The sequence below is a fragment of the Modestobacter altitudinis genome, from assembly GCF_005930475.1.
Classification (GTDB): Bacteria; Actinomycetota; Actinomycetes; order Mycobacteriales; family Geodermatophilaceae; genus Modestobacter; species Modestobacter altitudinis.
Genome location: NZ_SJEW01000075.1, coordinates 1 through 24,409, shown reverse-complemented (window position 1 = coordinate 24,409; position 24,409 = coordinate 1). Strand labels below are relative to the sequence as shown.

Below are 24,409 nucleotides of genomic sequence, written 5' to 3'. Positions count from 1 at the left end.
CACCCAGCAGCAGGCGCTGTGGTTCCACGGCGGCAACCTGCACCAGTCCCGGCACTACTCGCTGTACCTCGCGCTGCAGCTCAAGGCCCGACAGGCCGGCATCCCGACCCCGGTGTACCGGCTCCAGCAGGTGCACCACACCAGCTGACCGCTCGTCCGGCCCAACCCCCGGCCCACCCCGACAGGAGAGCGCGACGATGAGAGCTGCCCGCTACCACGCACGCGGCGACGTCCGGATCGAGGACGTCCCCACACCTGACCTGCGCCCCGGCACGGTCGCCATCGACGTCGCCTGGTGCGGCATCTGTGGCACCGACCTGCACGAGTTCCTGGAAGGGCCGATCTTCATCCCGCCGCCGGGCTCGCCGCACCCGGTGTCGGGTGAGGAGGCGCCGATCGTCATGGGGCACGAGTTCTCCGGGACCATCAGCGCGGTCGGTGAGGGCGTCGACGACCTCTCCGTGGGCGACGCCGTGGTCGTCGAGCCGTACATCATCCGGGACGACGTCGACACCAGCCCCGGCCAGCCGTACCAGCTGTCGCCCGACATGAACTTCATCGGCCTGGGTGGCCACGGCGGCGGGCTGAGCGAGCGGGTCGTCGTGCAGCGCCGGTGGGTGCACCCGGTCGGCGACGTGCCGCTGGATCAGGCGGCGCTCATCGAGCCACTGTCGGTCGGCCACCACGCCTTCATGCGCAGCGGCGCCTCGGCCGGGGACGTCGCGCTCGTGGGTGGCGCCGGCCCGATCGGACTCCTGCTCTCCGCGCTGCTCACTGCGCAGGGTCTGACCGTGATCATCACCGAGGTCAGTGCCGCCCGTAAGGCGAAGGCCGTGGAGACGAAGGTGGCCGAGCACGTGCTCGACCCGACTGAGGGCAACGTCGCCGACCGGGTGCGGGAGCTGACCGGCGGCCGCGGCGCCGACGTCTGCTTCGAGTGCACCAGCGTGAACGCCGTGCTGGACACCCTGATCGACGCGGTGCGCCCCGGCGGGGTCATCGTCAACGTCTCGATCTGGGGGCACCCGGCGACGCTGGACATGGTGAAGCTGGTGCTCAAGGAGATCGACCTGCGCGGCACCATCGCGTACGCCGGCGACCACCCCGCCACGATCGAGCTGGTGCGCAGCGGCAAGGTCGACCTGGCGCCGTTCATCACCGCCCGGATCCCGCTCGAGGACCTGGTGCCTCAGGGCTTCGAGACCCTCATCCACCACAACGACACGCAGGTGAAGATCCTCGTCCACCCGTGATCGGTGAGAGGCGGTCGCCGATCGGGACCTCGAGGGCGTCGTCGGGGACGTGCCGGAGGGGGTGGCCCGGTCGGCGCCGTTGCGACGACGGCTGGACGACCCGGGGGGTGGGAGACCTGCACCCTCGATCTGGGCAGGGCGAGCAAGGTGCTGATCGATGCCGGACCGCCGACCCGAGTCCCGCAGGCGAGGCTCGACCCGCGGTGACGAGGTCAGACACCGGGGCTGCCAACCTTGCGACGCAGTGAGGCGCTCTGCCGCATCGAGTCCTGGGACTCCACCCTTGAGTTCCGAGCTCTGCCTCGAGCAGTTCGAGTGGCGTCCACCAAGGGTGGTGTATGGCGCCCTCCCCGCTCGGGGAGAGCGCCGTCGAGGAACCGGTACCGGCCTGACCCAGCATGCCGTCGGCCCAGTCTCGACCAAAGGGTGTCCGGTCATCGCCGCCGTCCTCGGGAGGCGCCTGGATCGGGACTCTGGGTTCGCGAACGGGCGCAGGTGCAGGTAGCGGGGAAACTGCCCCGACGATCGGCGAACAGCTCACGTGGCTTGCGGCGTGGCCGGCCGCGCAGGCCACGGATCGGCGGCACGGCCTCGACCAGCGGGATGAGCTGGGTGACGTCGTTGCGGTGGCCGCCGGTCAACGTCACGGCCAGCGGGATGCCGCCGGCCTCGCAGATCAGGTGGTGCTTGGGACCAGGCCGACCACGGTCGACCGGTGAGGGGCCGACGTGGTCCCCCTTTGAGGGCGCGGATGTGGGAGCCGTCGACCGCGCAGCGGTCCAGGTCCAGCTCGCCGGCGGCGCGCAGCTGGGCCAGCAGCAGCTGGTGCAGCGCGGGCCAGACGCCGGCGTCGGTCCAGTCCCGCAGCCGCCGCCAGCAGGTCACCCCGAGCAGCCGACCAGGGCCGTGGGCAGCTGGTTCCAGGCGATGCCGGTCTTGAGGACGAACACGATGCCGGCCAGGGCGGCCCGGTCATCGATCGGCCGCCGCCCCGGAAAGCGATGCCGGCGCGGGTTCGGAGGAGGAAGCAGCGGCGCGACACGCTCCCACAGCCCAGCAGGCACGAGCTCATCGATCACCCACCACAGCCTCGGCAGGACTCGCCGGGGCTCGAAGGAGGCGCGCCGAACTCATCTTGAAACCATCTCTCAGGGCCTCAGCGATCCGACGTCGCCATCCAATTGGCGATCTGGGCGCGGGAGTTGAATCCCAACTTGTTGAGGGTGTTGCGGACGTGGCTTTCCACTGTGCGCTCGGAGATGAACAAGCGCGCGCCTATCTCCCTGTTGCTCAGGCCGTCGGCGACCAACCGCGCGACCTCGGCTTCTCGCGGTCCGAGCACTCCATCGCTGTCCGACTGCGGCGCTGCCTCGGCTGGGGGCGCGGCCTCGCGGAGCGCCAGGCGGGACGCGGCGTCGCGGCCCAGCCGCTGACCGGCCGTGAGCTGCGTTGCGTACCTGGCTGGCCCGAGTGCCGCCCGCACCTCAGCCGCCGCCTGCGCCAGCGCCGCAGTCATCCCCGCGTTCATGGTGGCCCCGGCTTCGGCGCGCGCGCTCTCCGCCGCCCCGAACAGCTGCGCGGCGAGTCGGGGCTCGCGTGACCCCGCCGCACAGCAACCGAGCCCGCCGAGCAGGTAGCACTGTGCCACCCGGTCATCGAGTCGGCGGGCCACCCGCAACCCGTCGGCGCACAGCTGCTCGGCCTGGTGGAGGTCCCCCGACATCAGTGCGGCGAAGCCCTGGTGCATCAGCGACCTGCCGAGGCCGAACAGGTCCCCTGCCTCGCGGCTGAGTCGCACACTCTCGGCGGCCGCGGATCGGACGGAGTCAGCATCGCCGTCCAGGAATCCGATGAACGCCACCGCGTGCAGCGTCATGAGCGTCGTGCCCACATCCTCCATACCCGCGGCAACGGCCAGGCCCTCGTCGAGCAACTGTTGTGCCCCCGCGCGGTCACCGGCCATCGTTGCGGCGATCGACGCGATGGCGAGGGACCGCGACAGCGCATTCAGGTCGCCCGCTTCCCGTGCTGCCGCTATGCCGCGCTCCAACGTTCGCGTGGCTGATGTGGCGTCGTTCTGCAGCACGGCGAGGAAGCCGCGGGCGAAGTATGTCCAGGGGTGAGCGACGGGGTGGTCGTCTCGGACGAGGACTTCGTCGAGCCAGCGCACGCCCTCAGTGGTCGCCCGTGTGATCCAGTACCAGGTCAGGGACGTGGTGAGATCGATGGCGGGACCGGGGTCCTCCTGATGGAGCCACCTACCGAGGACCGCTCGGACGTTGTCGATCTCCAAATCCATCCAGATGAGCCACTCCAGCAGTCGGCGCCCGGCCTCCGCCTCGAACTGCCGGCACCGCGACAGGTAGTAGTCGGCGCAGCACCCCTCGAGGGCGGCCTCCTCGCCCCTTTCCCGTAGCTCCAGACGCGCGTACTCCCGCATCGTCTCGTGCAGCCGGTAGCAGGTGGCGCCGGCGGCGTCCTCCTTGATCACCAGGGACTTGTCCAGCAGCGACGACATCAGGTCCAGCGCACCCGCCGCCGGCAGTTCTTGGGAGCAGCAGACCGCCTCGACGTCGGCCAACGTGAACCGGCCCGCGAATACGGCCAACCGGGTCAACAGCGTCCGCTCGGCCGGCGACAGCAGGTCGTAGCTCCACTGGATCGTGGTGCGCAGCGTCTGGTGGCGTGGCAGCGCAGCCCGGTTACCGCCGGTGAGCAGCTCGAACCGGCCGCCGAGGCGGTCGCAGATCTGCTGGGGGGCCAGCGCCCTGATCCGGACCGCCGCCAACTCGATCGCCAGCGGCAGCCCGTCGAGCCGGCGGCACAGCTCGACGACCGCTGCCTGGTCAGCGACGGTCAGCTCGAAGCTGCCCGAGGCCGCCGCCGCTCGCTCGATGAACAGCGCGACCGAGTCGGTCTGTCGCACATGGGCGAGAGGCTCACCAGCGTGCGGTGACGGCAGCCGGAGCGGCGCAACGGGCAGCACCTGCTCACCTGCGACCGAGAGTGGCTCCCGGCTCGTGGACAGCACACGCACCCCCGGCGCTGCCCGTAGCAATTCGTGGACGAGCTGAGCGGTCGCGTCGAGCAGGTGCTCGCAGTTGTCGAGGACCAGCAGCAGCTCCCGGTCCCGGAGGTGGGAGAGGAGCAGGGCCACCGGTTCGATCGCAGTCTGGTCGCGCAGGTCAAGCGCGGCCAGAACGGCGCTGCCGACCAGCGCCGGATCATCGAGCTCGGCAAGCTCGACCAGCCAGGCGCCGCCGCGGAAACGGCGGCCGATCTCGGTCGCGACACGGACCGCCAGGCGCGTCTTTCCCACGCCGCCCGGCCCGACCAGGCTGACCAGACGCGCGGCCGTCAACTTCTTCTTGGCCTCGGCCAGCTCCGTGCGGCGCCCGATGAAGCTGGTCGCTTCGGCGGGCAGGTTGCCCGACCGGTGGACGGTCCTGGGCACGGGGCGAACGGTACTGCAGCCATGAGCTGACCGAGCCCGACTTCTCAGTGCCGATTCCGGGATTCCACTGATGGCGGCGCTGCGCGTCCTTCCTAGCTTTTGTCCATGGACGCGGAGCAATCGACCCAGCGGGTCGAGATCAGGTGCGTCGGCACGCCCCCGGTGCGGCAGATCGAGCGGGCCTCCGGCGTCAGCGAGGTCGAGCTCGACGGCCCGATCGTGCGCTGCCTCGTCACCGGCAGCTTCCAACCCTTCCTCGAGGCCCTGCGTGGTTCCGAGGTCACCACCCTGCAGTCGACGCCGGCGAGGGGGACCGGTGTCCGCCGCTCGGACCAAGGGAGCCAGTGATGGATCCCGTGGCAAGAGCCCACGCCGACACCGGGCCGAGCCCCGAAGGCCAGCAGACAGCCCCGCTTCGGGGAGGGCCGCCCGGACCGGCATCTCCGGGACGGCACGCAGTACGTGCAGCAGTCGCACGTGTCCGAAAGCCCAACCACGGGGTCGAGTCAAGGAGGTGGTCGTCATGACCACGACCGAGAACCGCAGGTCCGCGGCATCCCAGCCTGTTCAGATCCGCCAGTACACCGTCGCCGGTGTTCTCGGCACCTGGGCCGCGGCGGCTCTGCCGATGGCCGCCCTGTGGTGGGCGATCGGACCGTTGCTCGCGCGCGCCCTCGACGGCTCGACGGCCCTGACCCGGGCCTTGATCCTGGTTTCGACCGCCGGGCTGGCCTGGCAATTCCTGCTTGTGCTCATCCTCGTTCAGCGGGAGCAGGGGTCATTGCGCTGGGCCGTCGTGAAGGACGCGCTCTGGCTGCACGCACCCCGTTCCCCGCGGACCGGTCGACGGGGCCGCTGGGCCTGGCTCGTCGTCATCCCCCTGGTGATCGGCTTCGGGATCGAGGAGGAACTCCCGACGCTCCCCAAGCCCGAGGGCCGGAACCTCGGCGTCTTCCTGGGCTCCGACGCCGGCCAATCATTCCTGTCCGGTAACTGGGGCTGGTTCGCCATCCTCGCCGCGATGGTGGTCTTCAACACGGTGCTCGGCGAGGAGCTGCTCTTCCGCGGGCTGCTGCTGCCACGGATGCAGGGCGCGTTCGGCCGGTGGGACTGGGCCGCCAACGGAACCCTGTTCGCGGTCTACCACCTGCACATGCCGTGGGCGATTCCGTGGACCCTCCTGGACGCCTTCCTCCTGTCCTACCCGTCCAAGCGGTACAACAGCGCGCTCATCGGGATCGCTGTGCACAGTGCGCAGTCCGTCGTCATCCTCGGCCTGGCGCTGGCACTGGTGCTCAGCTGAGGCTCGCCCAGCGCCGGGGCGGTGCACGCCAACTCTCTGGAGGAGCACCGATGAAGGCGATCGTTCAGGAGCCGTTCGGTCCCCAGGGGTCCTCCAGCTCGTGGACACCGACCCACCCGAGATCGGGGCCGACGACGTGCTGGTCCGCGTGCACGCCGCCGCCCTCAACCCCCACGACTGGCAGGTCCTGCGGGGCGATCCCTGCGTCGCCCGGCTCATGGAAACAGTGGGATCCACCAATCCCGAGTCTCGCGTGGCCGGGGTCGACGGGGCGCAACTCGGACACGCCGCACCGCAACGCCGTCCGCGTGCACGACCTGCTGCCGAACAGCGCCCTGCTGACCGTCGACGGCGTCGGCCACGGAGCACTCCTGTTCAGCTCCTGCGCCCAGGACGCGACCGCCCAGTACCTGCTCACCGAGGCCGTCCCGCCGCCCGGGACGGTCTGCGGGCAGGACCTGGCGCCCTTCGATCAACCACCCGCGTGACCACTGTCGGCAACCCATCGGAGAGGAGAACCGCCATGTCCAGCACCACGCTCGCGCCGTCCCCCCAAGAGGCTCGGCCCGATCCCGCCGGTCCCCGCCCGGCCTACCGATTCGTCGCCACGCTCGGGTTGCTGGGCGCCGCGCTGCTGACCGTCGGGACCCTCCTCCACCCCGCGCACGCCGATGCCGGCTCACCGGCCGCGGCCTTCGCCGAGTACGCCGGCGTCAGCCGGGGGATGTGGGTGGCCGCCCATCTGCTGCAGTTCGGTGGCGTCGCCGGCCTGGTCCTGGTGGTCGTCCTGCTGACCCGAGTGGTCGACGGAACGCGAGGCTCGGCCTGGGCTCGGGTGACCACGGTCTTCGGCACCGCCGGCCTGGCGACCGCTGCCGTCCTGCAGGCGGTCGACGGGATTGCGCTGAAGGCCGCAGTCGACCTGTGGTCGGGCGCTGGAGAGGACCGCCCGGCTCTGTTTGCAGGGGCGCTGGCGGTGCGGCAGGTCGAGATCGGGCTGGACGCCCTGTTCGCTCTTCTGCTGGCCGCGGCCTTCCTGGCGCTCGGGATCGGCCTGCTCGCCGCGCCCGCCGGCAGTCGAGGGCTGGGCGCCCTGGCCGTCCTCGCTGCGGGGGCAGCCGCCGTCAACGGCGTCACGCTGGCCCAGAGCGGCTTCTCGGCCACGACGATGCTCGCCACGACGGTCAGCGGTGCGCTGGCTCTGGTGTGGCTGCTCCTGGTCGCCGTCTGGAGCTGGCGCCGGGCGCTCATCCAGCGCCCCTGACATTTCTCACGGTTCCTCCCCTGCGGTTTCTGGCGGGACTTGGTGACTTCCCGTACCTGCGCAGGGCACAGGCCCGCGACAGCCTCGGAGGTACCCGATCGACGCCCCATCCCGACCCGGAGACAGGAAGATCCGATGTTGCTCTATGACGACAGGGCTGCCGAGGCGCTGAACGCGGCCGCTGACGAGGCCAGACGGCTCGGCGCGACGAGGTACGAGACCGCGCACGTCCTCCTCGGACTGGTGCGGACGGCGGATCCGGTCACGCGGACCCTGACCGCCGACCATCCTCGGCTGACCGTCGACGCCGCCCGCACCGCCCTCGGTGCCCCGTCGATGCACGCGCCGGAGGCGGACGGAGGTACCGCACAGGACGGCCGATCGAGGCCGGAGCCCGCGGCCGAGTTCCGCCGAGCCTCCGGCCAGTTCACTGCCAAGTGGCGGCCGCTGGTGCGGGATCGGCAGCTGCGGCCGGGCAGCAAGCTCGGCACCGGTGAGCTGTGGCTGACCGTGCTCGAGCCGGCGACCACGGCGGCACGCGTCCTCGCCGCACTGGGTGTCGAACCGGACGACTTCCGCCCGTTGGTGCTGGCCACGATGGTGCCGGCCGGCGCGCCGGTGCCGGACTGGCCGACCGAGGTCCCCGCCGGGGCCTTCCGGCGGCTGCTCGACGGCGTGCTCGGTTCGGGTGGTCGGTCGTGACCGGCAAACCCGTGCTCACTGCGACCGCGCAACGTGACCTCGCCGTGGAGGTCGTCGACCTGCACCGCCGGTACGGCTCCTTCGAGGCCGTCCGTGGCGTCTCCTTCGCCGTCCGATCTGGGGAGGTCCTGGCACTCCTAGGCGTCAACGGCGCCGGCAAGACCTCCGTGCTGGAGGTGGTCGAAGGCCTGGCCTCCGCGCACGGCGGCTCGGTCCGCATCCTCGGCGTGGACCCGGTCACCGAGCGCTCCCGGGTTCGGCCGCACCTCGGCGTGCTGCTCCAGTCCAGCGGACTCCCCGGCGACCTCACCGTCACCGAGACGCTGCAGACCTGGGCTCGCACCCTGACCCGGCCGCGGCCGGTCGGCGAGGCGCTGGCCCAGGTCGACCTGGGCACCCGCGCCGGCGTGCGGGTGCGCAGCCTGTCCGGCGGGGAGCGGCGCCGCCTCGACCTCGCTCTGGCGCTGCTCGGTCGGCCCCGCGTCGTCGTCCTGGACGAGCCCACGACCGGGCTGGACCCGGAGAGCCGCCGCACGGTCCGGGAGCTGATCCGGGACCTGGTGGCCGGAGGTGCCACCGTCGTCCTGACCACCCACGACCTCGAGGAGGCCGAGCAGCTCGCCGATCGGATCGCGCTGATGCGCGCCGGCCGGATCGTCCTCGCCGGCACGCAGGCCGAGATCGCCGCGAAGCAGTCGGCCACGATCCGCTTCACCATCGACGGCGGCGCGCCGCCGCTGCCCGACCTGCCCGGCGTCGCGGTCGCCGTCGGACCGCCGCACGTCGAGCTGCGCACCCACGACCTGCAGCCCTCCCTCGCCGCGCTCCTGGCCTGGTCAACCGAGCACAGCGTGGCTCTCACCGGCCTCCAGGCCCGCCCCGCCTCCCTCGAGCAGGCATTCCTCGCCGTCGCCGACGGCACCTTCTCCACCGCCGCGTGACCCCGAGCCCCAAGGAGCCCGCAATGACCGCAACAACCCTGCCCGTCGTCGACGCGTCGCCGAGCGACCTCGGCTCCCGAGGCAGCGCGCGTCGTCGCGTGCTCGCGCTTGCCTCCGCCGAGATCAGGCTGCTCCTGCGCAACCGCACCGCCGTCGTGAACTCCCTGCTCGGCCCAGTCCTCCTGCTGGGGAGCGTCGGAGCGATCGCGGTGTCCAACGGTCTCGAGCTCGACGGACCCGGCCTTCTCGCCAGTGCCATCGGCATCTCGTTGATCTTGGTGGCCTACTACAACCTGGTCACCACCTTCGTCGCCCGGCGCGAAGAGCAGGTGCTGCAGCGGATGCGTACCGGCGAGCTCACCGACGGGGAGATACTGCTCGGCACCGCCGTCCCGACGCTGCTCGTGACCGTCGTGCAGATCCTCGCCGTCGGGGTCGGAGTGGTCGTGCTGGGGAGATGGTCGGGCCCGGTGGACGTCGTCCTGCCGCTCCTCGCCCTGCTGGGTGGCAGCGCCCTGATGGTGGTGCTTGCCGCCGCGAGCACGTCCTTCACGCGCACGGTGGAGGCGGCGCAGTTCACGACGCTGCCTCTGGTCCTCGCGGCGACCCTGTTCTCCGGGCTGCTGGTCCCACTGTCCGATTTCCCGGAGCCGGTCGCGGAGGCCTTCCGCTTCCTCCCGCTCACACCGGTGATCGAACTGAGCCGGCTCGGGCTGGTCGGTGAGACGTGGAGCGGGCACTCGGTGGACACCGCCGGTGCATGGATCGCGGCCCCGGTGCCCCTGGCAGTGCTGGCCGGTTGGCTGGTCGTCGGCGCCGTCGTCGCCCGCCGGGTGTTCCGCTGGGCACCCCGCCGATGAGCCAGAACCGCTGAGGCCGTGGCGGTGCGAGCAGTGGACGACGGTCGGTACGGGAGCATGGTCCCCGTGCCGAGCGTCGCAGGCTGGTGGGCAGGACGGTCCGACCCGCAGCGGATCGCCCTGTACACCCGCTCGTCCTACTACGCTGCACTGGCCGTCACCCCCCTCGTCGCGCTGCTGGTCGTCGTGTCCTCGGCCAGCCACCCACCCTTCGCCGCGGCGCTGTTCCTCCTCGGGTCGGTCGCCGTCACGGTCACCGCGCTCCTCCTCGCGCGGGCCGGTCTGACGGCCCCAGGGCCGGACAAGAGGCTTCCGACGCGACTGCTGGTGGGCGCGGCCGCGGCGGCGCTGGCCACGGTGGGCACGGGCGTGGCCGCGGTCCCGGACGGCGGCGATGCGGGTTCGCTGTTGCCGTGGGTCCTCGGTCTGGCCCCGACGATGGTGCTCATCGCCTGCAGCACGGTCTGGCCGACCCGCACCCTGACGGTCGGCGGCGTCGGGATCGGCGTCCTCGAGGGCGTCGGTCTGCTGAGTGCCGGGCGCACTGCGGCTGAGGCGCTGGTCCTCGGAGTGCTGTTCGGCCTCACCTCGACCGCCACCGCGCTGTCGTTCCGCTTCTCGGTGTGGGTGCTCGACGTCGTCACGCAGCTGGAGCGTGCCCGGGACGTGCAGGCGCGGCTCGCCGTCGCCGAGGAACGGCTGCGCTTCGCCCGCGACCTGCACGACGTCATGGGCCGCAACCTCTCGACGATCGCGGTCAAGGGCCAGCTCGCCGCCGAGCTGGTGCGGCGGGGCCGGGCCGAGGCGGCCGACGAGGTCACCGACATCAGCCGGATCGCCGACGAGTCCCTGCGGGAGATGCGCGGCGTCGTCGGCGGCTACCGCAGCGCCAGCCTCCCCGGCGAGCTGGCCGGCGCCCGGTCCGTGCTCCGCGCCGCCGGGGTCTCCTGCACCGTGAGCGGCGACGAGGAGGCCGCTCTGCTGCCGGCAGCGGTCCAGGCCGCGCTGGGCTGGGCCGTGCGGGAAGCAGTGACCAACGTGCTGCGGCACAGCCAGGCGATCACGTGCACCATCGGGCTGACATCCACTGACGGTGAGACGGAGCTCCGGGTGGTCAACGACGGCGCCACCGAGCCCGCGGATCGCCGATGGGGCAACGGGCTGACCGGCGTCGCCGAGCGGCTCGACGCGGCTGGCGGGCGGCTGATGGTTGCCCGCGTGGACGGCCGGTTCGAGCTGACCGCGACCCTGCCCGTGGTGGTGCCAGCATGATCCGCGTCCTGCTCGCCGACGACGAGAACCTGATTCGCACGGCGCTGGCCGCCCTCCTCGCGCTGGAGGACGACCTCGACGTCGTCGCCCAGGCCGCCTCGGGGGCCGAAGCGCTGGCCATGGCCCGGGCCCACCACCCCGACGTCGCCGTCCTGGACCTGCAGATGCCCGGCCGCGACGGCATCTCCATCGCCGCCGAGCTCACCACCACCCTGCCGGGGTGCGCGACGATCATCGTCACCGGCCACGGCCGGGCAGGGCACCTGAAACGGGCCCTGACGGCCGGCGTCCGCGGCTTCCTCCCCAAGACCGTCAACGCCGCCGTCCTCACCGACGTCGTCCGCACCGTCCACCGCGGCGGCAGGTATGTCGACCCACAACTGGCCGCCGAGGCGATCAGCGCCGGGGACAGCCCACTCACCCCCCGCGAGGCCGACGTGCTCGAACTCGCCGCCGGCGGGGCACCGGTCGACGAGATCGCCGCACGGGCACACCTCTCGCCCGGGACGGTGCGCAACTACCTGTCCGCGGCGGCCGCGAAGCTGGGCGCACCCAATCGGCACGCCGCAGTCGAGATCGCACGTCGTCATGGATGGGTCTGAAATGTCTACTGAGGTGAACTCAGCAGGCGGGGAGAGACCTGTCCCGCCGCTGGCCCAGGAGGCTTCCGGTATCTAGGGCCATGAATGGGCGGAACACGTATTCGGCCGCACAGGAGGCGCCAGGATGTTCTCACGGTTGGTCACTGACTATTGGGTTCCCAGCCACGCCCGCAGCTGTGCAGACGAGGTCGGCTGGCACCAGATCGTCGTGGACGATGCTCTGCCCACGGACCGCTCGTTGATGTTGGTGGAGCCGGTGGGAGGGAGCGGAATGCTCTTCGCGACGTCGGCGACAATCGAACGCCTCGGCCTGAACGGGAAGAAGAAGATCAAGAGTCAGGAGTTGCCTCGCGCTCTGGCTACGGCGCACATTCGGCTTAATGGCGCCGATCATCTGTTTTATCTGACTGTTGCGGAGAAATCAGTGGTCCAGTCGGAGCCGGTCACTTCGGGAACGCGGCGGCTCCACGAGGCGGACGCCGATGCATTCGGAGTCCTGGCCGCGAAAGCGCCCGAGGAAGATCTCGACGAGGCCTTCGTCGATCTCGGTCACTGGCTTGCCTTCGGCACCTTCGTCGATGGCCGTCTCGCGTCCGTGGCAAGCATGTATCCGTGGCGAGACAGCCATCTCGCGGACCTCGGCGTCTTGACACTTCCTCAGTACCGTGGCAGAGGTTGTGCGAAGGCTACGGTGCGAGCCCTGAGCGGCGCAGCGTTGGTACAGGGCTATGAGCCGCAGTATCGCTGCCAATTGGACAATGCCCCGTCCATCGCACTCGCTCGCTCCGCGGGATTTGAGCGCTTCGGGACATGGGACGTCATCGACGATCGCGCCGACTGAGTGGCCCTGTCTCCCTCATCGCCGATGCCGGACATCGCAGGCGCGGCGTCCCTGGACTGACCGTCAGGAGTGACGTCGAAGAGACATGGGGGTGACATCTGATCTGCGTGGTGGTGGCTGCCCTTCCTTTGCTGTCCGATGGGGTTGGGTAGTTGATGCCATCGGGTGGTGCGTCACCTCAGCACGAGTCCGACGACGAAGACGGTGAAGAACACCGATTGGGCGCTGTGGGCGGCGATCCCGAAGAGAGCGCTGCGGTAGCGCCGGCTGGGGGTAGGCGAGGGGCGACGGTGTCGACGATGAGCGCCTGCGGGATCACCCACGGGGCGTGCAGCTGATACACCGCGAACATGGTGCCGTTGGCGACCCAGTCCCACCGTCCGAAGGCCGCCTGCATGCGGGGCAGGAGCAGGCCGCGGAACAGGAGTTCCTCGCCGAGCACGGTGTGAGCACGAACATGGCGACGAGCACCGCGAGCCAGGCCCAGTTGCCGGACAGAAACGACGGCCCTGCACCCGAACCAACGAGCAGGCCGAGGTCCCGGGCGGCCGGCGTGGGCAGTGTCGGCAGGAACTCCTCGGCGGCGATGTGGTCAGCGCTGCGCGCTCGCCTTCGTAGCCCAGTACTCGCCGCTTGGAGCGGGTCGCGCGGCGGCACCGTTCGGTGGCCAGCAGCGCCGACACGAACTGCACGGTCTCCTCGGGAACCGGGAGGACAGCGGCGTAGGTGACAGGATCAGACAAGCAGGACCTCGGTGGGCAGACATCCGTGAGAAGACGTCTCTCTACCGAGGTCCTGCGCTCGTTGCGGTCATCTCCTGGCCCCCGGCGTGTCGCCCCTGACCGGCCGATCACCCGCTACCGGGAAAGGCTCACTGCGCCAAAGAACGAGCCGGGTTCAGAGGCGACGGAGACATCTTGATCAACCAGGCCCCGGTCGAGCCGACTACGTGACGTCGCGACGTGTCGTCCGAACAAAACCGGCGGCGAGCGGGACGCCCACCCAGAAGACGATCGAGAACGAGATCTGCGGCACGTGACCAGCCCAGTCGTTCTCCAGCACCCAATTCCAGGTTGTGTTCATGTCGATCCAGTCCGACACCAGCGTCGATGCCGTGCCGAGCAGCGCGAAGGCGGCGGGGAGAGCGAAGCAGGCGGCGATGGCAGTCGCCGAGCTCTGCAGCAGCGCCCCGAGCGCGACGCCGGCGAGGACATTGAGGAGCACGAAGAGCATATAGCCGGTGATGGCGCCGACGGTCAGGTTCGCCTCCAAGGCGCGGCCGGAGGCCGACGCCAGCCCGAGGCCGGCGGCGGTGACCACCCCACCGAAGACTGCACCGCCACCACCCAGCACCATCGACACCACCAGCTTGGCGTTCAGGACTCGGATGCGTCGCGGTTCCTGGGTGAACGTGGTCATGACGCTGCGTTGGCTCCATTCACCGGTGAGCAGCAGGATCGCCACCACCGGCAGGAGGATCGCCACCCCGACGGCGGCAACGCCGAGGTAGCTCGCGTAGGTCTGATCGAAGCTCGTTGGGGCGAGGACCGGCACCAGCATCACCCCAGCGGTCGACAGCGCCACGAGAGCGAGGAGCCAGCGGGCAGCGCGGGTATCGGTGGCTTTGGCCCACTCGACCCGGACAAGCCGTGCGAACGGGATGGGTCCCAGGGCCGACGACGGTGCCGCGTCGATGCCGTGGGTTCGGGGGGAGAGTGACGTGGTCATGCTGCAGCCTCCTGGAGGGGAGCCGCCTTGGCGGCCGTGAGAGAGAAGAACAGCTGTTCCAGCCCGTTCGCCTCGGACTGGCGCAACTCGGTGAGCAGCACCTGGTGGTCGCGGGCGACGCCCGCCAGCACCTCGGTCGTGACCCGACCTCCGGAGACGTCCACGGTGAGCGCATCTCCCGGCCCGGCGACGTAGTCGATCCGCGCAGCTCGGAGCGCCGCGGCCAGTGCACCGGGGTCGGGGCTGCGCACGAGGATGGTGGAGCTGGCAAGCAGATCGTCCAGCCGACCGGCGGCCACCACGGCACCGCCTGAGATGACAACGAGATGATCGGCGGTGGCTTGCACCTCGTGGAGCAGGTGACTCGACAACAGCACGGTGCCGCCACGGTCGGCGAAGTCGCGGAGGAGCGTTCGCATCCAGGCGATGCCCTCGGGATCGAGCCCGTTGGCCGGTTCGTCGAGGATCAGCGCCCCCGGTTCACCGACGAGGGCCTGGGCGATGCCGAGGCGCTGGCGCATGCCAAGGGAGTAGGTCCCGACCCGCTTCTCCGCCGCATCGGCGATCCCGACGAGGTCCAACAGGTGCTCGACCCGTCTCGTGTGGACGCCTGCCAGCCGCGCTGCGATCGTGAGCGTCGCCCGGCCACTGCGCCCGGGATGCATCGCCGACGCGTCGAGGAGCGTCCCGACCACGCGCGTCGGGTTGGGCAGCTCGACGAACGGTCGCCCGTCGATGGTCGCCGTACCGCGATCGGGTCGCACCAGCCCGACGATCATCTTCAGCGTGGTGGATTTGCCGGCGCCGTTGGCCCCGAGGAAACCGGTGATGGTCCCGGGTTCGCAGCGCAACGAGACGTCGCGCACGACCGGGACCTTCTTGTAGCTCTTGGTGAGAGCGGTTGTCGTGATCATGTGTCCAGCCTGAACCGGCCGGTGCGCCGTTGCGTCGGGCGGACGGCCACGATCCGATGTTCGAAGTAGCGCCCGGCCGCTTCCGACTTCGCGCTTTTCGTTGGTTGCAATTTCGACTTTCGTCGATATTGCACGGGGGCCCTGAGCCGTACGCTCGAACTATGTCCTGGCTTCGCAGATGGTGGGCTCAGACCGCCCCCACGGCGATGCTGGCACCCGGCGACCCGGCCCATCCCGACACCGAGGGGCCCAGGACTGCGCGCGACTGGTCCGTCGACGCCGGTGCCTTCGTCCTCGCCGCCGCTCTCGGGGCTCTCATCCTGAGCGTCTCGGTAGATGACGCCGCCAATCGGATGACCTCGGGGCAGGTGGTCACCGACGCGGCGTTCGGAGCTGTTTGCTGCATCTCACTGTGGTGGCGGCGACGGTGGCCGTTCGGGGTGGCGCTGGTTTGCGTCCTGTTGGGCGCATTCTCGACGTTTGGCACGGTCGCCGGCCTGCTCGCACTGTCCTCGCTGGCTGTGCACCGCCACGTCCGGCCCGCCCTGCTCGTCGCCGCGCTGTTCGTTCCGGCCGCAGTGGTGTGCTCGATCTGGCTCGGGCGGACGAATACCTGGTCGGTGATGCTGCCGACGGCAGCGCTTGCGGCCGCCGCAACCGCATGGGGCATGTTCGTCCGCGCCCGGCGTCAGCTCCTCTGCACCCTGCGCGACCGTGCCCAACGGGCCGAGGCCGATCAGCTCGTCCGCGCCGAGAGTGCCCGCCTGGCCGAGCGAACCCGCATCGCACGGGAGATGCACGACGTGCTCGCCCACCGCATCTCCCTGGTGGCGCTGCACGCCGGGGCGCTCGAGGTCGCACTCGACCTGTCTCCCGCCCAGGCGCGGGAGAGCGCAGCGCTGTTGCGGTTGACGGCCCACCAAGCGCTGGAAGAGCTGCGGGACGTGATCGGCGTGCTGCGGGAGGAGCCGGGGCAGGAGCGGCCGTCGACGGCGCCTCAACCGACGTTGGCTGACATTCCACGCTTGGTGGAGGAGACTCGCCGCTCCGGCGCAAAGATCGACTTCGAGATGCGGGTGGACGGTGCAGCTGCCGCACCCGGCCCCTTGGGTCGCGACGCATACCGCATCGTGCAGGAAGCGCTGACCAACATCAGCAAGCACGCTCGCGGCACCCTCGCCCAGGTTCGGGTGGCGGGGGCGCCGAACCGCGGCCTGCACGTATGCGTTCGAAACCCACCCGAAGTGGGCGCCCCCGACCATCCGGCGGTGCCGGGTTCCGGCACCGGCCTCCTTGGTCTGCAGGAGCGAGTGACCCTGGCCAATGGCGTCCTGGTGCACGGACCGGACGCTTCCGGTGACTTCGTCGTCGAGGCCGACCTGCCGTGGTGAAGATCCGGGTGCTTCTCGTCGACGACGACGCGTTGGTGCGTGCCGGGCTCCGGATGATCCTGTCGTCGTCAGAGGAGCTGGAGGTGGTGGGCGAGGCTGTTGACGGCGCCGACGCCGTCGCAACCGCGATGGCGCATCGACCCGATGTCGTCCTGATGGACATCCGGATGCCCGGGATGGACGGCATTGCCGCCACGTCGGCTCTCCGCCTCCTTGCGACTCCGCCGCACGTGATCGTCCTGACCACATTCCAGGCCGACGAGCATGTCATGAGCGCGCTCCGGGCCGGCGCCGACGGATTCCTGTTGAAGGACACCGCGCCCGCGGAGATCGTCCACGCAGTGCGCCTCGTGGCTGCAGGAGAAGCGATGCTCTCACCGTCGGTCACCCGCACACTTCTCGCTCACCTCGGCAACGACGGAACGACAGATCGCCGTCGCGCCGCTGCCCAGCGCCTGACGTCGCTCACAGACCGGGAGCGGGAGGTCGCGACTGCGGTGGGGTCCGGCGCATCCAACGCCGAGATTGCGGCATCCCTGTTCATGAGCGAAGCCACCGTCAAGGCGCACGTCTCGCGCCTTCTCACCAAGCTCGCAGTCACAAACCGGGTGCACATCGCGATTCTCGTGCACGATGCGCAATCGTGACTTGACCGCCGCCTTGCCTGAGCGCCTCGCAACCGGCCTATCGCCCGTGCCGCCTGAAGCGCGACGTCGGGCTCCTCGCGGTCGGGTCCGTGAGTGCTCGCGGCTAGTTGCGTCATGACGACCTTCGGGCTCTCGTGCCGCCGGTCCGACCTTCGGGCCGACCAACCCAGATCGCCGCCGCCGAGATCGGCACGGCGGCGGGGTCGGCGGCGTGGCTGGTGTTCCAGCACGGCTGGCGCTGGACCGGCGATGGCACATGGACTCGGCTCACCTTCAGGCAGGTCGACCCGCGCACCGCCCGCGCCTACGAGGGACCGACCGAGCGAACACAACTCCGTCCCGGGGACCCGTTGGTCGTCGATGAGGCCGGGATGCTGGACCAGGACACCGCCCGCGCCCTGCTGACCGTCGCCGACGAATGCCAGGCACGGATTGCGCTGATCGGAGATCGGCACCAGCTGGCGGCGGTCGGCCGTGGTGGAGTGCTCGACCTCGCCATCGCGCACGCGGACCCGGCGGCGCACCTGACCTTGACCGGGGTGCACCGCTTCACCCGCACCGACCGGGCAGGGCGGCCGGTGCCGGACACCGAGTACGCCGAGTACGCCGATCTCACCCTGGCCATGCGCGCCGGCGAGCACCCCGGCGCGGTGTTCGACCGGTTGGCCGCCCGCGGCCAGATCCAGCTGCACCCCGATGACGCCGAACTGCAGACGGCCCTGGCGGCTACCGCCGCCGCGTTCTTCCGCAGCAGCGGTCGGGGTCGCCGTCGTGGCGGACACCCGTGAGCAGACCGCCGCGCTCAACGCCGCGATCCGGGACCGGATGGTCGCCGACGGGGGTGTCGACGACACCCGGGTGGTCACCACTCGGGCGGGGGAGCTGATCGGCGTCGGCGACCGGATCGCCACCCGGCGCAACGACTACCGGGTGGGTGTGGCCAACCGTGACAGCTGGACCGTCACCGCCGTCGACCAGCGCGACGGACAGCTCTATGTCACGCCCACCAATGAGGTTCACCGTGACGTCACCTCTGCCGGTGGCGGCGGTCGAGTGCTGCCGGCGTCCTATGTCACCGACCACGTCGAGCTGGCATACGCCAGCACCGCGTACGGCGTCCAAGGTGACACCGTCGCCACCGCACACGTGGTGATCGGGGAGCACACCGGCGCCGCGTCTGCCTACGTCGGAATGACCCGCGGCCGCCGGTCCAACATCGCCCACCTGGTCGCTGAGGATCTCAGCCAGGCTCGGCAGCAGTGGATCACGGTGTTCGCTCGTGACGGTGCCGACCTCGGTCCCGCCCACGCCGCCACGCTCGCCGCCCTGGAAGCCGCCCGCTACACCCAGTCCACGGCCTACCAGCCGACCACCACGGAGCCGGGCACGTACCCGGCTCGGCGCCGCGACGCCAGCGCGCGCATCCGGCGGTGAGCACCCTGCGGTGAGCTCCCTGCCGGGGGGCACGGGCGGTCATCGCCGTCAAGTCGTCACGGGCGGCGTTGTCATCAAAGCCAACGAACGGGCGCCTTCTCTCGCTGCAGGCCAACGACAGCCGCCGACCCCCGGAGCCAGTCATGCCCGACCACCCCGACAACAGCGAGCGCGAACTGCTGACGATCACGGAAGCGGCCGGACTGGTTCGTGCTCCCGTTGCGACGCTGCGCTACTGGCGGCACCTCGGCACCGGACCCCGAAGCTTCCGCCTCGGCCGCCGCGTCCTCTACCGCCGAGAAGACCTACGCGCCTGGATCGACGCCCAGCACGATCTGTCGTCCGGTCAACGTTGATGGACCGCCCTGATTGCTCCACAGGCGTCCGTTGACGCAGGGACCGCGTGTGGGCAGGGTCGGCTGATGGCCGGGACCATCAGCGTGGACGTTCTCAGTGATGGCACGAAGCGGTACCGCGCGCGGTATCGCGACGTCGGCGGACGTCAGCACGAGAAGCGGTACACCCGCAAGGTCGACGCGCAGCACTGGCTCGACGAGCAGACCTCGGCGATGGTCACCCAGACCTGGACGGCGCCCGAGCGTCGCGTCACCGTCGCGGCGTGGGCAGAGCAGTGGTCAGCCGCGCAGACCGGACTGAAGCCGAGCACCCTGTACGGCTACCGCTCGATCCTGAAGGCCCGGATCGTGCCGCGCTGGGGCTTCTACCGGCTGGCGGATGTCACCCATGCCGAGATCGCGTCCTGGGTCGCCGGCTTCGTGTCTGACGACCTGGCCCCCTCCACCGTGCGACAAGCGCACCGGGTCTTCTCGCTCCTGCTGACGCCGGCCGTCCGCGACGGGCGGCTTCCCCGCAACCCGGCGATCGGGGTGCCACTGCCACGGGTCCGCCTGCTGACCCCCGCTTCCTGAACCGGGACGAGGTCGAGCAGCTCGCCGAGGCAGCCGGGGAGTACGGCGACGTCATCCACTTGCTGGCCTACACCGGCCTCCGCTTCGGTGAGATGGCCGGCCTGCGGGTCCGTCGGGTGGACTTCCTCCGCAAGCGGCTCACCGTCGCCGAGAGCGCCACCGAGGTCGGCGGCACCGTCGAGTACGGCGCCCCAAGACCCCATCAGCAGCGCACCGTGCCCATCCCCAGCGTGCTCCTGGCGCCACTGGCCCGGAGGTGCGAGGGGAAGAACCGCAACGACCTCGTGATCACCTCCCCGGAGGGTGCGGTGCTGCGCTCGGGCAACTTCCGGCGACGGGTGTTCGACCCCGCGGCTCGAGCGGCCGGGCTGCAAGACCTCAGCCCGCACGACCTCCGGCACACCGCCGCCAGCCTCCTGGTCGCCAGCGGCGCGAACGTGAAAGCGGTTCAGCGGATGCTCGGGCACGCCTCCGCCGCGATGACCCTGGACGTCTACTCCGGGCTCTTCGATGACGACCTCGGCAGGCTCGCCGATCGCATGGACGCCGCGCGCGACACCCACACTTCTTCGCGAACTGTGGGCACGGTGTGGGCACGGGGGTCTATCGTCACGATCACCGATCAGTCAACAGGGCGCTGAACTGCCCTTATAGCGGTGGGGCGGGTGGGGCTCGAACCCACGACCCAGGGATTATGAGTCCCATGCTCTGACCGGCTGAGCTACCGCCCCAGGGCGTCACGCTAGCGTTCACGGCAGCCGGCCCGGCGGGGTGCCCCCTGATCGCGACAGCTGGACGATCCGGGTCGGTTCTGTCCACGTGTCGCGCTCACGATCGCGCTGACCTGCCCCGATGATCGCCTCGGTGGACCCATCGGTCCCCAGACGTCTCATCGTTCCCGCCCAGCACTGGCGCGCGAAGGTCACGATCCGGCAAACTGTCCCCGTAGCTCTGAGAGCCGCCGGGGTACGACTGCAGTTCATCGCACGACAGGTCCGTTGGGGAAGACGGAGTCAGTCGAGTCGATGGAGGTGCACCGTGCAGCGACGGTCAGCCCAGGGTGTCGTCTTCGTGCACGCGTGCCCGAAGGCTCTCTGCCAGCATGTCGAGTGGGCGCTCGAGCGCGTCGTCGGCACGCCGGTCTCCTTGGCATGGGGTGAGCAGCCCGTGACCCACGGGTCCTACCGTGCCGAAGTCGCCTGGACGGGGGCGCCCGGCACCGGGGCCAAGCTGGTGGCTGCCCTCAAGCAGTGGCCGATGCTGCGCTTCGAGGTCACCGAGGAAGCCAGCCAGGGCAACGACGGCGAGCGCATGTCCTACGTGCCCGGCTACGGCGTGCACCGCTCCTCGATCAGCGCGAACGGCGACCTGATCGTCAACGAGCAGCAGCTGCGCCATCTCGCGGCGACCGCGAGCTCGATCGAGGCCTTCCGGCACGGGGTCGACGACCTCCTCGGCGCCGCCTGGGACGCCGACCTCGAGGCCTACCGCCACGCCGGCGACGGCACCCAGGTCACCTGGCTGCACCAGGTCGTCTGACCAGGAGGACGGCGTCCTGCCCACTGAGTCGAGCGCCGTCCTGCCCGTCCCGGCTCACCGCGTGTGCTCCTGGCTCAGCGCGCACCGTGAGCCCGGAGCAACCACGATCAGCTGAGCTGATCCCGGGCGGGTCCACTGACGACGACGGCCCGGCACCCTCCGCGGGGTGCCGGGCCGTCGTCTGCTCTGCCTACAGCGGGATGTTGCCGTGCGCCCCGCGGCCGGACGGCGCCCCGGCCAGGGCGGCCACCAGCCGGCGCTTGGTGTCGGCCGGCGCGACCACGTCGTCCACCACGCCGATCTCCCGCGCCCGGTTGACGCCACCGGCGATCCGCTCGTGCTCGGCAGCCAGCTGTGCGTGCAGCGCCTCGCGCTCTCCGGGCTGGGCCGCGGCGAGCTTCTTGCGGTGCAGGATCCCGACCGCTGCCTTGGCGCCCATGACGGCCACCTCGGCGCCCGGCCAGGCGAACACCGCGGTGGCACCCAGCGAGCGGGCGTTCATCGCGATGTAGGCCCCGCCGTAGGACTTGCGGGTCACCAGGGTCACCCGCGGCACGACCGCCTCGGCGAAGGCGTGCAGCAGCTTCGCGCCGCGGCGCACCACGCCGTCCCACTCCTGGCCGACGCCGGGCAGGTAGCCGGGGACGTCGACCAGCACCACCAGCGGCACCCCGAACGCGTCGCACATCCGCACGAACCGCGCGGCCTTCTCCGCCGACGCGGAGTCCAGGCAGCCACCGAGCCGGAGCGGGTTGTTGGCGATGACCCCGACGGTGCGGCCGGCCAGCCGGCCCAGCGTGGTGATGACGTTCGGCGCGAACCGCGGGTGCAGCTCCAGCCCCGGCCCGTCGAGCAGCGCGGCGACCACCGGCTTCACGTCGTAGGCGCGGTTGCGCTGCTCGGGCAGCAGGGCCATCAGGTCGACCGCGGGCTCGTCCGCCGCGGGGGCGAAGGTGCCCTGCGCGGCGAGCAGGTCGACCGCCGTCCGGGCCGTCTCCAGGGCCTCGGCCTCGGTGTCGGTGACCACGTGGACGACGCCGGACCGCCGACCGTGGGTGTCCGGCCCACCGAGCTGCTCCTGGTCGACGACCTCACCGGTCACCGAGCGGACGACGTCCGGACCGGTGACGAAGACCCGGCCGGCCGGGCCCATGATCACCAGGTCGGTCAGCGCCGGACCGTAGGCCGCGCCGCCGGCGGCCGCGCCGAGCACGACGGAGATCTGCGGCACCCGGCCCGACGCCCGCACCATCGCGGCGAAGACCTCCCCGACCGCGTGCAGCGCGGTGACTCCCTCGGCCAGCCGGGCCCCGCCGGAGTGCCAGATGCCGATGACCGGCACCCGCTCCCGCAGCGCGGCGTCGATCGCGTCGACGATGTGCCGGCAGCCGTCGACGCCCATCGCGCCGCCCATGATCGTGGCGTCCGTGCAGTAGGCGATCGCCGGCGCACCGGCCACCCTGCCGCGCGCCGCCAGGACACCGGAGGTGTCCCGGGGGGCCAGCGTCTGCATCGACCCGGGGTCGAAGAACCGGGCGAGCCGGTCCTCGGGGTCCCGCGGGTCGATCGTCGTGGCAGGCGGCGGTGCGGCGGTGACGGTGGTCATGAGCAGCTCCTCAGGGGGACGATCTGGGTGTCGGGAGCCGCGGCCTTCACGCCGTCGTGAACACCAGGGCCATGTTGTGGCCGCCGAAGCCGAACGAGTCGTTGAGCGCGGCGGAGAAGGTCGCCTTGCGCGCCTCGCGGCGGACGATGTCCAGCGCCTGGACGGCGGCCCCGTCGTCGGGGTCCTCCAGGTTGGCCGTCGCCGGCACGAGCTGGTCGCGCAGCGCGAGGATGGTGAACACCGACTCCAGTGCGCCGGCCGCGCCGAGCAGGTGACCGGTCTGGCTCTTGGTGGCGGTGACCAGCGTGTGCTCGCCGATCGCGTCCCGGATCGCGGTGGCCTCGGCGAGGTCCCCGAGCGGGGTCGACGTGGCGTGCGCGTTGACGTGCCCGATGTCGGCCGGGGTCAGCCCGGCGTCGCGGATCGCGGCGCCGATGGCCCGGGCCGCGCCCTCGCCCTCCGGGTGGGGGGCGACCAGGTCGTAGCCGTCGGACGTCGCGCCGGCGCCGGCCAGCCGGGCGTAGACGGTGGCGCCCCGGGCGGCGGCCGCGTCGGCGCGCTCGAGCACCAGCGCGGCGGCGCCCTCGCCGAGGATGAAGCCGTCGCGGCCCTTGTCGAACGGGCGCGAGGCGCGCTCGGGCTCGTCGTTGCGGGTGCTCATCGCGCGCATGGCGGCGAACCCGGCCATCGGCAGCGGGTGCACGCAGGCCTCGGTGCCGCCGACGACGACCATGTCGGCCCGGTCGAAGCGGAGGAGGTCCAGGCCCCACCGGATCGCCTCGGCGCCGGAGGCGCAGGCGCTGACCGGGGCGTGCACCCCGGCGCGGGCGCCGACGGCGAGGCCCACGGCGGCCGCCGGGCCGTTGGGCATGAGCATCGGGATGGTGAAGGGGGAGACGCGCTTGGGGCCCTTGCTCTCCAGGACGTCGTCCTGGCCGAGCAGCGTCAGCGCGCCACCGATGCCGGTGCCGAAGACGACGGCGAGCCGGAGCGGGTCGATGCCCGAGTCGGCGCCGTCGGCGTCCTTCCAGGCCTCCTCCGCGGCCACCACCGCGACCTGCTGGCTGCGGTCCAGCCGGCGGACGCGGACCCGGTCCAGCTGGTCGGCCGGCTCGTCGGTCAGCCGGGCGACGAGCTGGGCGGGGAAGTCCTTGGCCCAGTCGTCGGTGAGCCGGCTGACCCCGGACCGCCCGGCCAGCAGCGCCTCCCAGGTGGTGGCGACGTCACCACCGAGGGGCGTGGTGGCACCGAGCCCGGTGACGACGACGTCGGTGGGCGTGCTCATGGTCTTTCCTCCTGGGACTGGCTGGCCGGACGGCCAAGGTGAGCTGCTGGAACGGCCCTGCTGCAGGGGCCCGCCGCGAGCGTGCGAGCGGTGGGGGGCAGCAGGGTCCTTCTACTACTGGTTCTTCTCGATGAAGGAGATGGCGTCGCCGACCGTCTTGATGTTGGCCAGCTCGTCGTCCGGGATCGCGACGCCGAACTTGTCCTCCACGGCCGTGGCGATCTCGACCATCGACAGCGAGTCGACGTCGAGGTCGTCGGTGAACGACTTCTCCGGGGTGGCGTCGGCGGGGGTCACGCCGGCCACCTCCTCCAGGATCTCGCCGAGGCCGGCCTGGATGTCTGCGGTGCTGGGCACGCGGGGTCCTCTCTACGAAGTGGGTGACGCCGGACCGGGAGCGGTCCGCCGTCGTCGTCCGGGACGGGTGTCCCGGCAGTTCATGGG

At 71.2% G+C, this 24,409-nt stretch carries 24 protein-coding genes, 1 tRNA gene and 3 pseudogenes; 18 read left to right on the top strand and 10 right to left on the bottom strand.

Annotated features, from left to right (window positions below; translation table 11 throughout):
• Positions 1-197 precede the first annotated feature (197 nt).
• Complete coding sequence (locus FHL79_RS20980; protein ID WP_138760504.1) at positions 198-1,253, top strand: 2,3-butanediol dehydrogenase; 1,056 nt, start codon at positions 198-200, stop codon at positions 1,251-1,253.
• A gap of 521 nt (positions 1,254-1,774) precedes the next feature.
• Here FHL79_RS20980 and FHL79_RS20975 read toward each other — a convergent pair.
• A pseudogene (locus FHL79_RS20975) lies at positions 1,775-2,332 on the bottom strand (IS5 family transposase); the annotation flags it as partial.
• Between the two features lie 77 nt (positions 2,333-2,409).
• The gene (locus FHL79_RS20970) at positions 2,410-4,707 is read right to left on the bottom strand and encodes an ATP-binding protein (protein ID WP_218938546.1); all 2,298 of its coding nucleotides are present in this window, start codon (positions 4,705-4,707) and stop codon (positions 2,410-2,412) included.
• Positions 4,708-4,812: 105 nt separating this feature from the next.
• Between FHL79_RS20970 and FHL79_RS25585 the strand changes: the two genes are divergently transcribed.
• The 10 genes from FHL79_RS25585 (at position 4,813) to FHL79_RS20925 (ending at position 12,492) form a co-directional block, all read left to right on the top strand.
• Positions 4,813-5,055, top strand: a complete 243-nt coding sequence (locus FHL79_RS25585) for a hypothetical protein (RefSeq protein ID WP_218938545.1) — start codon at positions 4,813-4,815, stop codon at positions 5,053-5,055.
• Between the two features lie 175 nt (positions 5,056-5,230).
• Entirely contained in the window at positions 5,231-6,010 is a 780-nt protein-coding gene (locus FHL79_RS20965) for a CPBP family intramembrane glutamic endopeptidase (RefSeq protein WP_138760503.1), read from the top strand.
• 50 nt (positions 6,011-6,060) lie between these two features.
• Complete coding sequence (locus tag FHL79_RS26235; RefSeq protein WP_138760502.1) at positions 6,061-6,498, top strand: alpha/beta hydrolase; 438 nt, start codon at positions 6,061-6,063, stop codon at positions 6,496-6,498.
• A 35-nt stretch (positions 6,499-6,533) separates the two neighbouring features.
• Positions 6,534-7,274, top strand: coding sequence for a hypothetical protein (locus FHL79_RS20955; protein ID WP_138760501.1), 741 nt, complete (start codon positions 6,534-6,536; stop codon positions 7,272-7,274).
• 135 nt (positions 7,275-7,409) lie between these two features.
• The gene (locus FHL79_RS20950) at positions 7,410-7,976 is read left to right on the top strand and encodes a Clp protease N-terminal domain-containing protein (protein WP_138760500.1); all 567 of its coding nucleotides are present in this window, start codon (positions 7,410-7,412) and stop codon (positions 7,974-7,976) included.
• Entirely contained in the window at positions 7,973-8,917 is a 945-nt protein-coding gene (locus FHL79_RS20945; protein WP_218938544.1) for an ABC transporter ATP-binding protein, read from the top strand. The genes FHL79_RS20950 and FHL79_RS20945 overlap by 4 nt, the downstream gene beginning before the upstream one ends.
• Positions 8,918-8,940: 23 nt before the next feature.
• A complete protein-coding gene (locus tag FHL79_RS20940) occupies positions 8,941-9,777 on the top strand; it encodes an ABC transporter permease (RefSeq protein ID WP_138760499.1) in 837 nt (278 codons plus the stop codon).
• A gap of 66 nt (positions 9,778-9,843) precedes the next feature.
• Entirely contained in the window at positions 9,844-11,049 is a 1,206-nt protein-coding gene (locus FHL79_RS20935; protein ID WP_171058270.1) for a sensor histidine kinase, read from the top strand.
• Positions 11,046-11,651 (top strand): response regulator transcription factor, encoded by a 606-nt coding sequence (locus tag FHL79_RS20930; protein ID WP_138760497.1) that lies wholly within the window; start codon positions 11,046-11,048, stop codon positions 11,649-11,651. The genes FHL79_RS20935 and FHL79_RS20930 overlap by 4 nt, the downstream gene beginning before the upstream one ends.
• A 124-nt stretch (positions 11,652-11,775) precedes the next feature.
• Positions 11,776-12,492 carry a GNAT family N-acetyltransferase gene (locus FHL79_RS20925; RefSeq protein ID WP_138760496.1) on the top strand — a complete coding sequence of 239 codons (717 nt, stop codon included), beginning with the start codon at positions 11,776-11,778 and terminating at the stop codon, positions 12,490-12,492.
• Between the two features lie 178 nt (positions 12,493-12,670).
• Here FHL79_RS20925 and FHL79_RS26535 read toward each other — a convergent pair whose 3' ends face one another.
• The 4 genes and pseudogenes from FHL79_RS26535 to FHL79_RS20905 form a co-directional block, all read right to left on the bottom strand.
• The gene (locus FHL79_RS26535) at positions 12,671-12,934 is read right to left on the bottom strand and encodes a CPBP family glutamic-type intramembrane protease (protein ID WP_171058269.1); all 264 of its coding nucleotides are present in this window, start codon (positions 12,932-12,934) and stop codon (positions 12,671-12,673) included.
• Between the two features lie 175 nt (positions 12,935-13,109).
• Positions 13,110-13,235: pseudogene (locus tag FHL79_RS20915) on the bottom strand (IS5/IS1182 family transposase); the annotation flags it as partial.
• A gap of 202 nt (positions 13,236-13,437) precedes the next feature.
• Positions 13,438-14,220: an ABC-2 transporter permease gene (locus FHL79_RS20910; RefSeq protein WP_138760495.1), complete on the bottom strand. Its 783-nt coding sequence runs from the start codon at positions 14,218-14,220 to the stop codon at positions 13,438-13,440.
• Complete coding sequence (locus FHL79_RS20905; RefSeq protein WP_138760494.1) at positions 14,217-15,134, bottom strand: ATP-binding cassette domain-containing protein; 918 nt, start codon at positions 15,132-15,134, stop codon at positions 14,217-14,219. The genes FHL79_RS20910 and FHL79_RS20905 overlap by 4 nt, the downstream gene beginning before the upstream one ends.
• Positions 15,135-15,295: 161 nt before the next feature.
• Here FHL79_RS20905 and FHL79_RS20900 point away from each other — a divergent pair, with 161 nt between their 5' ends.
• The 6 genes and pseudogenes from FHL79_RS20900 to FHL79_RS25945 all read left to right on the top strand — a co-directional run bounded on the left by FHL79_RS20900 (position 15,296) and on the right by FHL79_RS25945 (position 20,176).
• On the top strand, positions 15,296-16,525 hold the full coding sequence (locus FHL79_RS20900; RefSeq protein WP_171058268.1) for a sensor histidine kinase: 1,230 nt from the start codon (positions 15,296-15,298) through the stop codon (positions 16,523-16,525).
• Positions 16,522-17,172, top strand: coding sequence for a response regulator (locus FHL79_RS20895; RefSeq protein WP_218938543.1), 651 nt, complete (start codon positions 16,522-16,524; stop codon positions 17,170-17,172). The genes FHL79_RS20900 and FHL79_RS20895 overlap by 4 nt, the downstream gene beginning before the upstream one ends.
• A gap of 143 nt (positions 17,173-17,315) precedes the next feature.
• A pseudogene (locus tag FHL79_RS26645) lies at positions 17,316-18,516 on the top strand (ATP-dependent DNA helicase); the annotation flags it as partial.
• Between the two features lie 233 nt (positions 18,517-18,749).
• Positions 18,750-18,962, top strand: coding sequence for a helix-turn-helix transcriptional regulator (locus FHL79_RS20885; RefSeq protein ID WP_138760491.1), 213 nt, complete (start codon positions 18,750-18,752; stop codon positions 18,960-18,962).
• 66 nt (positions 18,963-19,028) lie between these two features.
• A complete protein-coding gene (locus FHL79_RS25950) occupies positions 19,029-19,535 on the top strand; it encodes a tyrosine-type recombinase/integrase (protein ID WP_246081067.1) in 507 nt (168 codons plus the stop codon).
• Entirely contained in the window at positions 19,532-20,176 is a 645-nt protein-coding gene (locus FHL79_RS25945; protein ID WP_342777123.1) for a site-specific integrase, read from the top strand. Before FHL79_RS25950 ends, FHL79_RS25945 begins: the two co-directional genes overlap by 4 nt.
• A 16-nt stretch (positions 20,177-20,192) precedes the next feature.
• Here FHL79_RS25945 and FHL79_RS20875 read toward each other — a convergent pair.
• Positions 20,193-20,266, bottom strand: a tRNA-Ile gene (locus FHL79_RS20875).
• A gap of 121 nt (positions 20,267-20,387) precedes the next feature.
• Between FHL79_RS20875 and FHL79_RS20870 the strand changes: the two genes are divergently transcribed.
• On the top strand, positions 20,388-21,074 hold the full coding sequence (locus FHL79_RS20870; RefSeq protein WP_246081065.1) for a DUF3145 domain-containing protein: 687 nt from the start codon (positions 20,388-20,390) through the stop codon (positions 21,072-21,074).
• Positions 21,075-21,264: 190 nt separating this feature from the next.
• On the opposite strand, the gene FHL79_RS20865 is transcribed toward FHL79_RS20870, so the two are convergent.
• The 3 genes from FHL79_RS20865 to FHL79_RS20855 all read right to left on the bottom strand — a co-directional run bounded on the left by FHL79_RS20865 (position 21,265) and on the right by FHL79_RS20855 (position 24,322).
• Positions 21,265-22,680 (bottom strand): acyl-CoA carboxylase subunit beta, encoded by a 1,416-nt coding sequence (locus FHL79_RS20865; RefSeq protein ID WP_138760489.1) that lies wholly within the window; start codon positions 22,678-22,680, stop codon positions 21,265-21,267.
• 46 nt (positions 22,681-22,726) lie between these two features.
• The gene (locus tag FHL79_RS20860; RefSeq protein ID WP_138760488.1) at positions 22,727-23,965 is read right to left on the bottom strand and encodes a beta-ketoacyl-[acyl-carrier-protein] synthase family protein; all 1,239 of its coding nucleotides are present in this window, start codon (positions 23,963-23,965) and stop codon (positions 22,727-22,729) included.
• A gap of 114 nt (positions 23,966-24,079) precedes the next feature.
• Positions 24,080-24,322, bottom strand: coding sequence for an acyl carrier protein (locus FHL79_RS20855; protein ID WP_026845377.1), 243 nt, complete (start codon positions 24,320-24,322; stop codon positions 24,080-24,082).
• Between the last annotated feature and the right edge of the window lie 87 nt (positions 24,323-24,409).

Bases quoted from the DNA above. Each gene is read 5' to 3' on its own strand.
- FHL79_RS20980 (WP_138760504.1), top strand. From the start codon at position 198: ATGAGAGCTGCCCGCTACCACGCACGCGGCGACGTCCGGATCGAGGAC.
- FHL79_RS25585 (WP_218938545.1), top strand. From the start codon at position 4,813: ATGGACGCGGAGCAATCGACCCAGCGGGTCGAGATCAGGTGCGTCGGC.
- FHL79_RS20965 (WP_138760503.1), top strand. From the start codon at position 5,231: ATGACCACGACCGAGAACCGCAGGTCCGCGGCATCCCAGCCTGTTCAG.
- FHL79_RS26235 (WP_138760502.1), top strand. From the start codon at position 6,061: ATGAAGGCGATCGTTCAGGAGCCGTTCGGTCCCCAGGGGTCCTCCAGC.
- FHL79_RS20955 (WP_138760501.1), top strand. From the start codon at position 6,534: ATGTCCAGCACCACGCTCGCGCCGTCCCCCCAAGAGGCTCGGCCCGAT.
- FHL79_RS20950 (WP_138760500.1), top strand. From the start codon at position 7,410: ATGTTGCTCTATGACGACAGGGCTGCCGAGGCGCTGAACGCGGCCGCT.
- FHL79_RS20940 (WP_138760499.1), top strand. From the start codon at position 8,941: ATGACCGCAACAACCCTGCCCGTCGTCGACGCGTCGCCGAGCGACCTC.
- FHL79_RS20930 (WP_138760497.1), top strand. From the start codon at position 11,046: ATGATCCGCGTCCTGCTCGCCGACGACGAGAACCTGATTCGCACGGCG.
- FHL79_RS20925 (WP_138760496.1), top strand. From the start codon at position 11,776: ATGTTCTCACGGTTGGTCACTGACTATTGGGTTCCCAGCCACGCCCGC.
- FHL79_RS20910 (WP_138760495.1), bottom strand. From the start codon at position 14,220: ATGACCACGTCACTCTCCCCCCGAACCCACGGCATCGACGCGGCACCG.
- FHL79_RS20905 (WP_138760494.1), bottom strand. From the start codon at position 15,134: ATGATCACGACAACCGCTCTCACCAAGAGCTACAAGAAGGTCCCGGTC.
- FHL79_RS20900 (WP_171058268.1), top strand. From the start codon at position 15,296: ATGTCCTGGCTTCGCAGATGGTGGGCTCAGACCGCCCCCACGGCGATG.
- FHL79_RS20885 (WP_138760491.1), top strand. From the start codon at position 18,750: ATGCCCGACCACCCCGACAACAGCGAGCGCGAACTGCTGACGATCACG.
- FHL79_RS25950 (WP_246081067.1), top strand. From the start codon at position 19,029: ATGGCCGGGACCATCAGCGTGGACGTTCTCAGTGATGGCACGAAGCGG.
- FHL79_RS20870 (WP_246081065.1), top strand. From the start codon at position 20,388: ATGATCGCCTCGGTGGACCCATCGGTCCCCAGACGTCTCATCGTTCCC.
- FHL79_RS20865 (WP_138760489.1), bottom strand. From the start codon at position 22,680: ATGACCACCGTCACCGCCGCACCGCCGCCTGCCACGACGATCGACCCG.
- FHL79_RS20860 (WP_138760488.1), bottom strand. From the start codon at position 23,965: ATGAGCACGCCCACCGACGTCGTCGTCACCGGGCTCGGTGCCACCACG.